This is a genomic window from Oxynema aestuarii AP17, from assembly GCF_012295525.1.
In the GTDB taxonomy this organism is placed as follows: domain Bacteria; phylum Cyanobacteriota; class Cyanobacteriia; order Cyanobacteriales; family Laspinemataceae; genus Oxynema; species Oxynema aestuarii.
This window is the reverse complement of sequence record NZ_CP051167.1, coordinates 4,286,896-4,301,242: the sequence shown is the minus strand read 5'-3', so window position 1 is coordinate 4,301,242 and position 14,347 is coordinate 4,286,896. Positions and strand designations below refer to the sequence as shown.

Annotated in this window: 10 protein-coding genes; 6 read left to right on the top strand and 4 right to left on the bottom strand. The window is 49.3% G+C overall.

Annotated features, from left to right (window positions below):
* Nucleotides 1-80: 80 nt before the first annotated feature.
* Together HCG48_RS26540 and HCG48_RS17385 are read right to left on the bottom strand one after the other, a co-directional pair.
* The gene (locus tag HCG48_RS26540; protein WP_168570273.1) at nucleotides 81-2,438 is read right to left on the bottom strand and encodes a CBS domain-containing protein; all 2,358 of its coding nucleotides are present in this window, start codon (nucleotides 2,436-2,438) and stop codon (nucleotides 81-83) included.
* A 475-nt stretch (nucleotides 2,439-2,913) separates the two neighbouring features.
* Nucleotides 2,914-3,051: a hypothetical protein gene (locus HCG48_RS17385; protein ID WP_168570272.1), complete on the bottom strand. Its 138-nt coding sequence runs from the start codon at nucleotides 3,049-3,051 to the stop codon at nucleotides 2,914-2,916.
* Here HCG48_RS17385 and HCG48_RS17380 point away from each other — a divergent pair.
* On the top strand, nucleotides 3,043-3,525 hold the full coding sequence (locus HCG48_RS17380) for a 2TM domain-containing protein (protein ID WP_168570271.1): 483 nt from the start codon (nucleotides 3,043-3,045) through the stop codon (nucleotides 3,523-3,525). The two genes, HCG48_RS17385 and HCG48_RS17380, sit on opposite strands and share 9 nt — an antisense overlap.
* Nucleotides 3,526-3,551: 26 nt before the next feature.
* Here the strand turns inward: HCG48_RS17380 and HCG48_RS17375 are convergent, their stop codons facing one another.
* Nucleotides 3,552-6,581 carry a hypothetical protein gene (locus HCG48_RS17375; RefSeq protein ID WP_168570270.1) on the bottom strand — a complete coding sequence of 1,010 codons (3,030 nt, stop codon included), beginning with the start codon at nucleotides 6,579-6,581 and terminating at the stop codon, nucleotides 3,552-3,554.
* A gap of 348 nt (nucleotides 6,582-6,929) precedes the next feature.
* On the opposite strand from HCG48_RS17375, the gene HCG48_RS17370 reads away from it, so the two are divergent.
* From HCG48_RS17370 to HCG48_RS17350, 5 genes are all read left to right on the top strand, one after another.
* A complete protein-coding gene (locus HCG48_RS17370; protein WP_168571944.1) occupies nucleotides 6,930-7,616 on the top strand; it encodes a class I SAM-dependent methyltransferase in 687 nt (228 codons plus the stop codon).
* On the top strand, nucleotides 7,609-8,169 hold the full coding sequence (locus HCG48_RS17365) for an NUDIX hydrolase (protein ID WP_168570269.1): 561 nt from the start codon (nucleotides 7,609-7,611) through the stop codon (nucleotides 8,167-8,169). The genes HCG48_RS17370 and HCG48_RS17365 overlap by 8 nt, the downstream gene beginning before the upstream one ends.
* Nucleotides 8,170-8,261: 92 nt before the next feature.
* Nucleotides 8,262-9,662, top strand: coding sequence for a folate/biopterin family MFS transporter (locus HCG48_RS17360; protein ID WP_168570268.1), 1,401 nt, complete (start codon nucleotides 8,262-8,264; stop codon nucleotides 9,660-9,662).
* Nucleotides 9,663-9,725: 63 nt separating this feature from the next.
* Complete coding sequence (locus HCG48_RS17355) at nucleotides 9,726-11,222, top strand: carotenoid oxygenase family protein (protein ID WP_168570267.1); 1,497 nt, start codon at nucleotides 9,726-9,728, stop codon at nucleotides 11,220-11,222.
* 201 nt (nucleotides 11,223-11,423) lie between these two features.
* On the top strand, nucleotides 11,424-12,917 hold the full coding sequence (locus HCG48_RS17350; protein ID WP_168570266.1) for a glycosyltransferase family 2 protein: 1,494 nt from the start codon (nucleotides 11,424-11,426) through the stop codon (nucleotides 12,915-12,917).
* Nucleotides 12,918-12,981: 64 nt separating this feature from the next.
* On the opposite strand, the gene HCG48_RS17345 is transcribed toward HCG48_RS17350, so the two are convergent.
* Nucleotides 12,982-14,064 (bottom strand): tetratricopeptide repeat protein, encoded by a 1,083-nt coding sequence (locus HCG48_RS17345; RefSeq protein ID WP_168570265.1) that lies wholly within the window; start codon nucleotides 14,062-14,064, stop codon nucleotides 12,982-12,984.
* Nucleotides 14,065-14,347 lie beyond the last annotated feature (283 nt).

Here is a 14,347-nt window from a genome sequence, read left to right as displayed (position 1 = left end):
CAGAATATGCGATCGCCGTTCGGAGGCGATTCTCCTCGGGAGACCCACTGACGACGCCCGCAAGCGACCGAGTCAATTGTTCAAGAATGTTTGTGACGCATTCCCAACCCCGTCGGCGTTTGCAAGCGCGGTAAGTTGCCGTACTGCTGCTGGATCGGAATTTCGATCGTGAATTCGGTTCCCTGTCCGGGGGTCGAAAGACATTGCAAGCGTCCGCCATGCCGTTCGACGACGATTTGATAGCCAATCGACAGGCCCAAACCCGTCCCTTTACCGACGGGTTTGGTGGTGAAAAACGGCTCGAATAAGCGTTTGCGGGTGGTTTCGCTCATTCCCGGACCGTTATCGGCAATCCGGATCGCCACGTAGGGCACCGGGCTGCCAACGGTGCGTTGGGCGTCGTAAGGGGCGATCGCCCCCTTGTCTTCCCCACCCCCCGAGGACGGACGCAGGTGCGGCGATCGCGGTTCGCTACTTTCGCGAATAAATGAGGTACAAATCCGAATACAAGGACTATTTCCCTGGGGTTGTCGTCGTGTATTCTCCTCTCCCGGGGCGGCGGGTTGCGACGATGGGCGTTGCCAGTGCGTCTCCCCAGGAGATTCGCCCCTCTCTAGCTCCCCCTCGGCGGCGGCCAGTTCCAGGGCGTCGATCGCATTACTCAAAATATTCATAAACACTTGATTGAGCGGTCCGGGATAGCATTCCACTAAAGGCAAATCCCCATATTCTTTAATAATTTCGATTTCCGGCCCGTTCCCTTTCGCTTTCAGTCGATGCTGCAAAATCAGCAAGGTACTGTCGAGTCCTTCGTGCAGATCCACGCACTTCATTTCCGCTTCGTCCAACCGCGAGAAATTTCGCAAACTCAAGACGATTTGACGAATCCGTTCGGAACCAATTTGCATCGACGAAACTAATTTGGGCAAATCCCCCATTAAAAAATCGAGGTCGATTTCTTCGCTGACTCGTTCGATCTGTGCCGACGGGTTGGTATATTCGCGTTGGTACAGTTTGACTAATTTGAGCAAGTCGCGAATGTATTCCGTGGCGTGGGCGAGATTGCCATAAATAAAATTCACCGGATTGTTAATTTCGTGGGCCACCCCCGCCACCAATTGTCCGAGACTGGACATTTTTTCGGCTTGAATGAGTTGGAATTGGGTTTGTTGGAGTTCTTCGAGGGCCGCTTCGAGTTCTTTGGTCTGCTGGCGCAAGCGCGCTTCCGACTGGCGCAAGGCGGCTTCGACGCGCTGGCGTTCTCGGATATCTTGTTTGAGTTTGGCGTTGGCGGCTTCGAGTTCGGCGGTGCGTTCGGCGACGAGTTGTTGTAAGTTGTCGTGGGCTTCTTGTAACGCCACTTCGGCGCGCGATCGCTCTTCGACTTCTTTTTGCAGTTGTTCGTTGGCGACGGTCAGTTCTTTAGTCCGGTCTTCGACGACTTGCTGCAAGGCTTCGATCAAGCCGTACATTTCCGTGGGCCGCAAGGCGTGCAGCAAGCTGGTTTGAGAGACGATTCCGAGTAATTCCCCTTGTTTCCCGGAGACGACCAAGCGCCGCACGTTGTGGGTTTGCATCTGTTCGTGGGCGAACCAGAGGGAATCTTCGGGGCTGAGGTCGAATAGGGGCGAACTCATGACGTCTTTCGCCTGCAGGTTTTTTAAATCGAGTTCTAAGGCTTGGAATTGAACGATATCCCGTTCGGTGACGATTCCGACGGGCATCGAGATCGCCGGGGTCTGGCGATCGCGGGTATCGCGGGTAATGACTACGCAACTGACTTGTTCGCGGTTCATCAGTTCGGCTAAATGCAAGGCGCAAGCATTTTCCGGGGCGTGGACGACGTCCCGACTCATGACATCTTTGACGTAGCGCAGTTTCGTTAATAAGTTGACGGGTTGCAGGGCCGCCCGAATCGTTTCTGGGGTGACAATTCCTATTAAATGATTATTTTTATCCAACATCGGCAGGTGGCGAATTCTGTGCTGCCGAAATAGGGATAAGACCGCAAACATATCGTGGGTCTCGGACTGTTGGACGGTAATCGCCGGGGCACTCATGACTTCGGCAACTTTGACGTGTTTGAAGTTGACCCCCGCCGCCGTCAGTCGCACGATATCCCGTTCGGTAAAAATGCCCAATTTTTGCGGACAAATCGCCGTGGAAACGGTGGCGATCGCCCCGGTGACGTGCAGGTGGGCGAGTTGTTCGCTGACGGTAGGTGCCGCTTCCATCACTAAAACGCAACTGGCCCGAATTGACGGCAACATCGGCCCGTTGGGCGCTACGGCTTTTTCGGGAAGCGGACAGCTACTTCTCACTTGGCTCATCAGCGCCAGGACTTGTTCTAAGGATGCGTCGGGCCCCACCACAATCGGGTAGCGGTCGATCGCGTAGTCCAAGGCTGAGGCATAAAAGAGTCGGTCGTTGAGTAGCATAATTATGGTTGACGATTCCTAAAATTTTGGAAATGTTTATAAGAGCGATTAGCTTGTTAAAACCCAGACGCTATTTTGAGCAAAAGAGTTGGCTATTACCGATCTCGGTTCGCAGCTACAAAGGTTAGAAGAATTGTAAACGGCACGATCGCAGTTCAAAACTTTTTTACATTAATTCATACCCGAAAAAGTGACCGGAGTCAGGCGAAACCTGCTTCTCACCCTAGCGGTTTTGCCTGAATCGGGGGTGGATTCCCGTATGCGATCGCCCGCCGTGAAGTCAAACAGGCCGTTACTTTATATTTTGCAGTATTTTTGCGAGAAGTTGCCAACTCGTCAAGGCTTGCAGAAGCTTTAGAACTCGGGAAAACCAAACTCTCGATCGTCGGTTCTCATCGTTCAACTTTTCTCTCTAACCGGGAATAATTCACCCCTGACTTGCGATCCGATCTCAGCCGATTCCCCGGTTGACTGCTTACAATAAGGGGTGTTGACCGTAAGGCGATCGTCGGTACGCTTCCCCATGCCGTTCGCTAAAATAATTGTGGAGAACCCATCGGCGTTCCCCGTTTTCCTTCGTTTCGATCGCCGGATCTGATTGAATATGCCCCATTCTTATTCTCAAGAAGACGTCCAGCAAATTTTGCAACTCGCCCTCGCCCAACAAGCGGATGGAGGCGAATTTTCCCGCGATCGTCTCCTGGAAATGGCCCACGAGTTGGGGATTTCTGAGAGCAACCTTCACCTCGCCGAACAGCAGTGGTTGGGTCTGCAAGGCGAAAACCGCGATCGCCAAGCGTTCGACCAGTTTCGACGCTCTAAATTTAAACAGAGTGCGATTAAATACGCGATTGTCAACTCGTTTTTAGTCGTCCTCAATTTACTCACCGCCCACACCCTTTCTTGGGTGTTCTGGGTCGCCGGACTTTGGGGGGTCTTCTTAGCCCTCAAAGGGTGGAAAACCTACGCCCTCGAAGGCGAAGAGTACGAAAGAGCGTTTTCTGCTTGGCGCCTCAAACAGCAAATCGGTCAATCGTTGGGGAATACTATTTCGAGATTTCTCAACCCCGAACGCGAGTCTTTATAATTCGTCGGCGCGATCGCGCGATCGCGCTAAAACTTGTTGAGAACTTGGCTGACTTCACTCAAAAATGCCAAACTATTAAACTCAATCCCCAGACTCATAGCATCGAAAGTTGAAAGGGCGGAACAAGACTTTTCCCCGATAATTGTTTGATACGGATCGAGTTTAAAACTACGCTGAGTATTTTTTTCAAATCGAGAAAAGTGCAGCAACGCCATCGATTCTAAAATTTGCTGTTTCAGTGGACCGTCATAAATCAAACCCTGGCGGATGTTGCGATCGTCGAGCACTCCTCGATAAATATTTAACAGTGTCGAATAAGAAATCGCCCCATTATAAAAGCGGTCATTATCAAGATTGCTTTTTCCCACGATTGACCCAGTTAACAAGTTGAAAAAAACTACTGCTTGTTGTCTCGGATCGTCCCACAACCGCGTCAACTCCTGGGTATCTTCGATCGCCCACGACGACTTTACCCCACGGTCTTGCGATTTACGAACGTAATATTTATCGAAAAATACCGGATAAATGGTTAAATTATCCAGATTTTGCTTTAAATATTGAATCAGTTGACCCGACATAAAATAAAGTTCGTCGTCGGTATTCGTTCGGGTAATATGCAGGGTACTGCTGTAAGGAGTTTGGGCAATATAAACAATATGTTGGTAACCGTCTGCATAAAGATGGGCGATCGTGTCCATTAACACTTTAGGAGTGACGTACAACTGACGGACTGTTTCTTTACCCGCGAAGGTTTGCAGTCGTTCCACCCGAATTCGACCGTCCGGCGATCGTTCTACTCCAATCGCTTCTCCAATTAAATTCGCAATCCGATTTTGACGAGTTTCATGGCGAAACATCGCATCGCTTTCCCGACTGGAAACCACGACGATCGCCAATTTTTTTAACCGATCTGCTTCTGCAACTTGCTCTCGCGTCGATGATGTTTTAGAAAACACCTTTGGCAATACCGAATACAGAGAACTCAAGCCGTTAGTCGCCGTATATTGGTTTAAAGTATGAATGCGGAACCCCTGAGAATTCGATCGCATGTTTTTACTAAAAAGATGCGCCAATGTCTTAGAGAGATTCGCCATAAACTTTTCTGCTACAACCGGGTTGTTCTCATTGCCTTCATGTAAGCGAATTTGAGGAACAAAAGATTTGCTTACGAGATATTCTAAAATAATATCTAGTGATAAATAAGCTAAAATCGTCCATGCAAATTTATATAAAAATACCGATTCCGGAGTTGTTAAATTGTCCTTTAAATGCATCGGATCGTAAGCAAAAATAATCCAAGGTACATTCTTCAGATTGTTTTGATAAAAATTATCGCACGGTCGCGTATCCGGTCTCCAGAGTACGGGTAAGGTGGAAATTCCTGACGTGACATATTCCCAATTAAACTGTTCTTGGAACGGCGATCGAAAATAACGAAGATCTTCGATTTTAATGCGTGCGGGTAAACAAGATAACGCATCAGTTTCTAACCCCGCTTTGACAATGCTGATATATCGTAAAGCTTGTTTGGGATTATTGCTGACAACTTCTTGAAAAAAGATATGATTGAACATTCGTTCGATATTGGGTTGTAAAACTCCTTTGCTCAATCGGATATAAACCGGACGATTGAAAGCGGGTAATATTGACTGACGCGCGATCGAACGTTTTAACAAGTTTTTTAAACGATCTATCTTCTCATTAACTTTGTATTTTTTAAAGCCTCTCAAGGTATTTTTAAATAACTTTTGTTTGGCGGTTTCATCCGACCCTTGCAATATCGGTAAAACCTTTTCTGTGAAGCTGGCGATCGCGTTGTATTCTAATTCTGCATCGGGATTATAATCGGAAGCTGAAGGATCTAATCTTGAGGCAAAAACACAATAATATAAAAAGAAACGATATAAAACTTTGCGTGCAAAAGCCTCAGAGCGATCGGGATCGTCTAAATTATTTCGATGAATCTCGCTCTGAGGATTTAGTAGATCGATATTATACTCAAAAACAGATTTCTTTCCGTAAGCTTGAACTGGATGATTGAGCTTGAGCTTTAACCCAAAAATAAACTCGACTTCTCCCCGTTCCGAGTCGGTATTTTCTCCTAAATGTCCCTCAATTAATGGAATAATTGGTAAAGAATCGAACGCTTCAGCCCGCGAAAAGAAATCTTTATAATTAACCGCAACTCCTGCATAATTAACCTCATAGTCGCTATCGGCTTTGTTCGGATCGTTAACATAATCTTCGATCGCCCGCAACCGCCTAATTAAATCTCTCAAGTAAATCACGTCTACATGCTGCTGATTTGTGTGGATATTTTCGAGCAGATGTTCTAAATATAAAAGACAAGCTTCTCTTTTCAGTTTTCCCAAACTCTCCTGGTCTACCAACCGTTGGAGATTGTTAAAGTCAGAAGCAGGATTACGCATACTCGATTGAAAGATATCTTGCAATTCTTCAATTTCATCTGAATCGAGGTTGTTCTGATTGCCAATGTAGTTCATTACGGCTTCTTCCACCTCTTCTCGAAAGCGTTCGGTTTGAGAAACGGTAATTGTTAATTTATGGAACTTAAATATTGAACTACTTCCGGGCAAATCGGTGTCGATCGTCAAACTTTGTTTTTCAAAGTTGTCCGAAAATTCAGTAACTTTATAGGTAGTTTTGTCGAGTTTGAGGAGTTCTTGAAAACTGTCTAGATCGGTGCTAAATTTAGCTACTAGTTCGGCCAAGTTTTCCTCGTCGAGGAGCAATGAATTTAGGTGTTTTTTGAGGGAGGCTTGAATCTTGTTGATAAGTTGGGGAAATTGGCGCTGGAATCCCGGGCTAAAATTGACCGTCGCTACTTTAACGCCTCGGTTGAAGTGCAGGGGATTTTGACAGGATTGACGGGCGAGTTCGGCGGCGATCGCGTCAAAATTGGCGAGTAGTTTATTGCGCTTTTTCGAGACTTTGAACGGGTTACGATCGCGCAACAGGCGATCGAGTTTGCTTAAAATATCGCCGTAGTCTAAGGGAACGAGGGGATTGTCTTCTTCTCTGAATTGATTGGTCACTGGAATACCCGAGTAATGTTCGATCGCTTTATGGGGTCATATTTTATACGATCTTGGAGAAAATTATATTAAGTTTTTCAAAATTAACGATCGCCCGTCCCAGGAGAAGACGGCTAAAATGTCTTGATTTTAGGGCATTGCGGGCATTTTTATATATAGGCGATCGCCAAGCGCGCCCGTTGGCTTTACAATTAGAGACAGTTCTTGTTAGCGTAGCGATGAGCGATCGCGCAACAGACACTAACTTCAGGGCGTTTTGTGTCGATCTTTGGGGTGAAACTCGCTATAGAATTCCGATCGCGATCGCCGGAATTTGCGATCCTTCATCAACAACAAACGCGGCTAAAAATGGAAAGAATTCTAGAACCGGAAGTGATGGACACCTGGGAAGATGCGATCGAGTATGACTCGATGGACTTTCGAGAGGTCAATACCGCCTTTGCAGAAGCGGCGATCGCCGTCGGACCGCCCTCGGGATTAATTTTGGATGCGGGAACGGGAACGGCCCGGATTCCAATCGAAATCGCCCGCAAACGTCCGCAATGGCAAATCATCGCCGTCGATTTGTCCGCCAATATGCTTAAAGTTGGCGATCGCAACGTCCGCGAAGCCGGGTTAGAAAATCGCATTCAGTTAGACTTTATCGATGCTAAAAAAATGCCCTATCCCAACGGACATTTCGATGCGATTATTTCTAACAGTATCGTCCATCATTTACCCGATCCGATCCCGTTTTTTGACGAACTTAAACGCTTGTTAAAGCCCAATGGCGGTTTATTTTTACGCGATTTAATGCGACCGGACGATCGCGCCACCGTCGATGCTTTAGTCGCCGCGATCGGATCGGAATATAACGATTATCAAACCAAATTATTTCGCGATTCCCTCCACGCCGCTTTTACCGTTGCCGAAATTCGCGAAATGCTAGATACAGCCGGATTAAAAGGGGTAAAGGTCTATCAATCTTCCGATCGCCACTGGACCGCCGAACGACAATGGGGCCCGTCTTCAGGGGGGAACTACAATAATGAGTGAAATTAAAAAATGGGAACTCCTGCGATCGCAACTCGTTTTTAATAACCCCTGGTGTCGCATTCGCCGGGATGAAGTTCGCTTACCCAACGGACATCAAATCGACGATTTTTTTGTCAACGTCCGACCCGATCTCGCCGTCGTTTTTGCCCTCACCGAACGTCGAGAAATCATTTTTGTTCGTCAATACCGCCACGGGGTCGGCGAAATTTTATTAGAACTCCCCGCCGGGGCGTTCGATCCCGCCGTCGAGTCCGCCGAATCTGCCGCCCGCCGCGAGTTTACCGAGGAAACGGGGTACGCGGGCGATCGCTTCATTCCCTTAGCGTCCTTACACGACAATCCCGTTAAAGACACCAATAAAGTCCATTTATTTCTCGTCGAAAATGTCAAAAAAATTGGCGAACAAGTTCTCGATATTACCGAAGAGATCGAACTCGTTTTAATCCCGATCGAAACTGTGCGCGATCGCATTCAAACCGGAGAAATTTGCGTCGCGGGCACCGTCGCCGCCACCTTTTTAGCCTTGCAGTTGTTAGCCGCGCAAAACCCCTAACCGCCGATTTTGCGAGTCCACAGCCCACCCCTCTCGCAACTGCACTTAACATTATGTTATAAAACATGTAGAAATGTTAAGTGCAGTTGCGAATGTTGATTTCGCCTCAAACCCTGGCGCAAATTAAAGCGTCGGTGAAAGAAAAACTCTTATTCGGGAACGAACCGAGTCCCGAACTGACCGCGATTCTGCTGGTCTACTTCGTTCAGGGGATCCTCGGTTTGGCCCGCTTGGCGGTCAGCTTCTTCCTCAAAGACGAACTCGCCCTCTCTCCCGCCGAAGTCTCCGCCTTGATGGGGATTGCGGCCCTCCCTTGGATTGTCAAGCCCCTTTTTGGCTTTATTTCCGACGGTTTGCCCATTTTCGGCTATCGTCGCCGTCCTTACATCGTCCTGTCCGGGATCTTGGGCGCCCTGGCGTGGGTGAGTATGGCGACAGTCGTACAGACGGGATGGGCGGCGACGGCGGTGATGCTGGTCAGTTCCCTGTCCGTGGCGGTCAGCGACGTGATTGTCGATTCTCTGGTCGTCGAACGGGCCCGCCAGGAGTCGCAAAGCGAAGCGGGTTCCCTACAGTCTCTCTGCTGGGGCGCCTCGGCCCTCGGCGGTTTGATTACCGCCTATTTGAGTGGGTCGTTACTCGAACAATTCAATACCCAAACGGTGTTTTTAATCACTGCAACCTTCCCGTTAATCGTATCGGCAGTTGCTTGGTTAATTGACGAAGAAAAAGTGCGCGATCGCCGTCCCGGATTGACCAAAGTCAAACAACAAATCGGACAATTAAAAACAGCAATTTCTCAAAAAGCGATCTGGTTGCCCACCGCCTTTTTATTCATCTGGCAGGCGACCCCTTCCTCCGATTCTGCCTTCTTTTTCTTCACCACCAACGAGTTAGGCTTTCAGCCGGAATTTCTCGGGCGGGTTCGCTTGGTCACCAGTCTCGCCTCATTATTAGGAATTTGGTTATTCCAGCGCTTCTTTAAAACCATTAACTTTCGGACGATGTTCGCCTGGACTACCGTGTTATCGGCCCTGTTGGGAATGACCAGTTTGTTACTCGTCACCCATGCGAATCGGGCGATCGGAATTGACGATGCGTGGTTCAGCATCGGCGACAGTTTGATCCTCACGGTCATGGGACAAATTGCCTATATGCCCGTGTTAGTTTTAGCCGCCCGCTTGTGTCCGTCCGGCGTCGAAGCGACCTTATTCGCCTTGTTAATGTCCGTGACCAATTTAGCCGGACTGAGTTCTTATGAATTGGGAGCCTTACTCACCCATTGGCTGGGGGTTACAGAAACCAATTTCGAGAATTTGTGGCTGTTAGTCGTGATTACCAATGTCAGCACTTTACTACCGTTGCCCTTTTTAAACTGGCTGCCCGGGAGTCATGACGACAACAACGGTGGAGGACGGGCGATCGCCCCCGACGAACCCTCAAATCCGGTCTTTCAAGACAATAGCCAGCCTGTCGAAAGTCTGCAGGTGTAAACATACAGTTTCCTCTCTGTTTTATTTTTTCTATTGGCGTCGATCTATCCATTTAAAAAAATTATGCAACTGCAAGATAAATCACAATCTCCTAACGTCGATCCTTTAGATTCAAAATCTTACAGTCGCGAAGATTGGAAACAAGGGTATCAATCCCAACCCGAAGAATTCAGCTATTGGATCGACGAAATAGACGGCGAAATTCCCCCGGATTTATGCGGAACCTTCTTTCGCAACGGTCCCGGATTGCTCGACATTCACGAACAGCCGATTCACCATCCTTTTGATGGGGATGGCATGATTTGTAAGATCGGGTTTAAAGACGGTCGCGCCCACTTTCAAAATCGCTTCGTTCGCACGAAAGGTTATGTGGAAGAACGCGAAGCCGGAAAAATTCTCTATCGGGGGGTGTTCGGCACCCAAAAACCGGGGGGATGGCTGGCGAATTTCCTAGATTTGCGCGTTAAAAATATTGCCAATACCCACGTCATTTATTGGGGTGAAAAGTTGCTGGCGTTGTGGGAAGCGGCGCAACCCCATCGCCTCGATCCCGAGAGTTTAGAAACCGTCGGACTCGACGACCTCGACGGGTTGCTCGAATCTGGGAAAGCGTTTGCGGCGCATCCGCGTATCGATCCGGCGTGCGCGATCGATGAGGGGGCGCCCTGTTTGGTCAATTTTGCGGTCAAACCGGGGCCGAAAACGACGATCGCCATTTACGAGTTCGATCCGGCGGGGAATTTGCGGCGCCATCACGAACACTCGGTGCCGGGATTTGCCTTTCTCCACGACATGGCGATTACGCCGAATTATTGCATCTTTTTCCAAAATCCGGTGAGTTTCCATCCCCTGCCCTATTTCCTAGGACTCAAAGGGGCGGGGCAGTGCATCCGTTTTAACCCGAAAGCGCCGACGAAAGTCATTGTAATTCCGCGCGACGGTTCCTCTCAGGTGCAGATCGTGGAAACTGAGCCGTGTTTCGTGTTCCACCACGCCAATGCTTGGGAAGAAAACGGCAAAATTTACATCGATTCGGTCTGTTACGAGTCATTCCCTTCGATCCAGGAGGACGGGGATTTTCGCGAGGTCGATTTCGACGCCCTCCCGGAAGGTCAGTTGTGGCGTTTCGAGATTGACGAGGGGCGCGAAACGGTGGGTCATCAGGTGTTGAGTCGCCGTTGTTGCGAGTTTCCGGTGTTGCATCCGGCGCGAGTCGGGCGTCCCTATCGTTATTTATATCTCGGCGTGGCCGATCGCGAGACGGGAAATGCACCGTTGCAGGCGGTGATGAAATGGGATGCGGAAACGGGCGATCGCCAGGTGTGGAGTGCGGCGCCCCGTGGTTTTGGCGGCGAACCGTTGTTCGTTCCCCGTCCGGGAGGCGACGGCGAGGATGACGGCTGGGTGTTGTTGCTGGTGTACGATGCGGCGCGTCACGGGTCGGATTTAGTGATTTTAGACGCTCGTGCGATCGCCTCGGGTCCGATCGCCCGCTTGCACTTGAAGCACCATATTCCCTACGGTCTGCACGGTAGTTTCACCCCGGAATGCTTCGTCTGAGGTTCGCCGCGATCGATTTTTCTTTAAACCTCGAACCATGGGCTAGGATCCGTTTAGGGATGGGTCATACCCTCCCTCCCTGGTGGGTTTCTTCCAAAGGTTAAAACGGTTGCCAGAAGGGCGATCTCGGTCGTTACGACCGACGATTCGCATCGACTGTGCCGATCTCGGGTGGGATAAGGTTATCGGGTAGAGGTGATTATGAAATTTACGATCGCGATCGCAACTTACAATCGGCTTCCCCTACTCAAACGGGCGATCGATTCGGCCCTCGCACAAACGCTCAGTTGTGAAGTGGTGGTCGTCGATGACGCCTCCACCGACGGAACCGAACAGTACGTCCGCAGTTTGAGCGAAGCCTTACGGGCGGCGGGGGACAAGCGCCTGGTGTACTGTCGTAACAAGGAAAATAGCGGACACGCACTGACGGTGAACAAGGGGGTGGAAGTTGCAAGCGGCGACTGGGTGAAACTGCTCGACGACGACGATTATCTCGCGTTTAACTGTATCGAAGAAATGACTCGGGCGATCGCCCTGCATCCGGCGGCGGCGATTTGTTCGTGTCAGGCGAGTCAAGTGGACGAGAACGAGTGCGAATTGAGCCGAACCCGCGAAGTCGGTCCCGGTCGCGCGTTTTATATCCCTCAAGAGGATATCCACTATGGAATGCTGCTCGAATTAGTGCCGTTCGGAACTCCCGCGCAAGTGGCTTTTCGGCGCGATGCCTTTCTCGAAACCGGGGGATGGGATTCGAGTTTGGATACCAACTGCGACGATATCGATTCTTGGATTAGAATCGCCGAGCATGGCGATGCGATTTTTATCAATCAATGTTTGGCGTTTCGCACGGTCTGGGGTGAGGCGTACAATAAAAAAATTACGATTCAAAAACGCCTGGAAACGAATATTTTAATGAAACAAAAGATCTGCGATCGCATTAGTGAAAAACACCGCGATCGCGTTCCCGCTTTCCAAAATATTACCGCGTATTTAAAACTTCACTGGCTGTTTGTCGCCCTCAAAAGCAAACAGTTGCCGACCGCGCTTAAGTTGGCTTTCCCCAGTATTTTTAGGTATCGGGGATGGAAATTACTGCTCGAAACAATTCTGTCGCGGAAATTTAATAATTTTTCTTCGTTGAATTTAATTACTGAAAAAACTTTAAAATCCGTCCAAATCTCCTCCTCGGCGTCTCCCGTTAACCCGCCCACTTTCGGCGGCAGCAATCCGGAACTGATTCGGGAACAGTTACGCCTGAAAGCTAGCAAAATGGCGTTTAAAAAAGGAAATCCGATCGCCGGGGTGAAATTGGGATTCCCTGCTTTGGTTTCGATGGTCAATCGCAAACTCTTTGGAAAAACTCAGAACCTTTCCCAGACGGGCAATCGTTCGGAAATTCAAGCGTCGGGCGATCGCAACGCGGAAAATAATGTAGTTGTAATCGATCGCATCGAAACGTTAATTAAAAATAAGCAAAATGTCGATTTAAGCGAAATTAAGCAGGTGCGCGATTATTTTAAGTTGCGCTGGAGTTGGTTGGCGCTCAAGCATGGTAAAGTTGCCGAAGCGGTAAAAATTGCCCTTCCGGCTTTATTCTCTCTCAATGCTTGGAAGTTGTTTATTCAAGCTTTACTCAAAGATAAGCAAGAAAAGAATAAGTCTTTAGTGCAGAAAATTGTTTTAATCGATTATTAAAGAGGAGGGAGAATCCCCCTCAATCTGCTTTTTTAAGGGGGATTTTAAAAGTTCGATCGCCGTTTTACTGTCCTCGGATTTGTTTGAGATTATATTGGGCGGGCGTATAACTCGGATCGAGTTCCACAGCCCGTTCGAACTGGGCGATCGCCTCGGCTATTTTACCTTGTGCTTGCAAGGTTAAGCCCAAGCCGTTGTACGCTAATACCCGCGAATTTGCCGGAATCGCCGCCCTATCCGGCAAGGCGATCGCCCGCTCGAAGTGAGCGATTGACTCGTCAAATTGCCCTTGCTGGCGGTAAATGACGCCCAACCCGTTATACGCCGTCGCTAAATTGGGGTCGAGTTCGAGCGCCCGTCGGTAGGCCGCGATCGCCTCGTCCGGGCGGTCTTGACGTTGCAAGGCCACTGCAAGATTGTTGTGGACTGCGGCCCAATTCGGTTCGATTTGCAAGGCCCGTTCGTAAGCGGCGATCGCCTCTTCTAGATTGCCCTGTCGGACTAAAACAATCCCTAACTCGTTGTACGCCCGGGCTTGATTCGGATTGACCTGCAACGCCTGACGGTAAGCGACGATCGCCTCGTCCGGGCGATCGCTGCGTCGCAACAACCCAGCTAATTTTAAATAGGCTTCGCCGTCGGTCGGATTGAGTTGGATCGCCCGTCGATAGGAGGCGATCGCCTCGGGTATGCGTCCGGTAGCACTCAAAACCACCGCGAGATTGTAATGGGTTTGTCCCTGATTGGGATTAATGTCTAAGCCCTGGCGATAGGCGGCGATCGCCTCCTCGAACTGACCGCGATCGTTCAAGGCATTGCCGAGATTATTATAAGCACTCGACTGCTGCGGGTCGAGGGCGATCGCCTGTCGGTATGCCGCGATCGCTTCCTCGACGCGATCTTGATAGTAAAGGGACAACCCCAACCAATCGTAAGCCGCCGCATTGTCGCGATCGCGTTCGAGTACCGCCCGCCAAATTTGTTCCGACCTGGTATAATCCCGCGTATTAAATGCCGCACTTCCTTCTTGAAACAGACTTTCTAAACTTTGGGCGATCGCTGCAGGCGTCATCAAGGCGATCGATAAGTTACAGGCGAGTACAATCCAGGCGCGATCGAACTTCTTTCCCCTGAGTGATTTAAACATCGGATTTTAGATGCGTGGATTTTAGATTTTGCATTTTAGATTTTAGATTTTAGATTGGATTTTAGATTTTAGCCATCCTATCCCTCTTCTATCACTCTATAGCCGTCCTCAATCCGTTGAATCTGAGATCGACCTTCTCAAGTCGCCAAATCCCCATAGGGACACGGCAATGCCATCTCCCGACAACCGATGAATTTTACAACAACATTGAGGATGACTATAGGAGTAAAGAGGTGGGCGGGACGAGTGTACCACCGAAAAGCTTATTTATTTAATGGTGCTT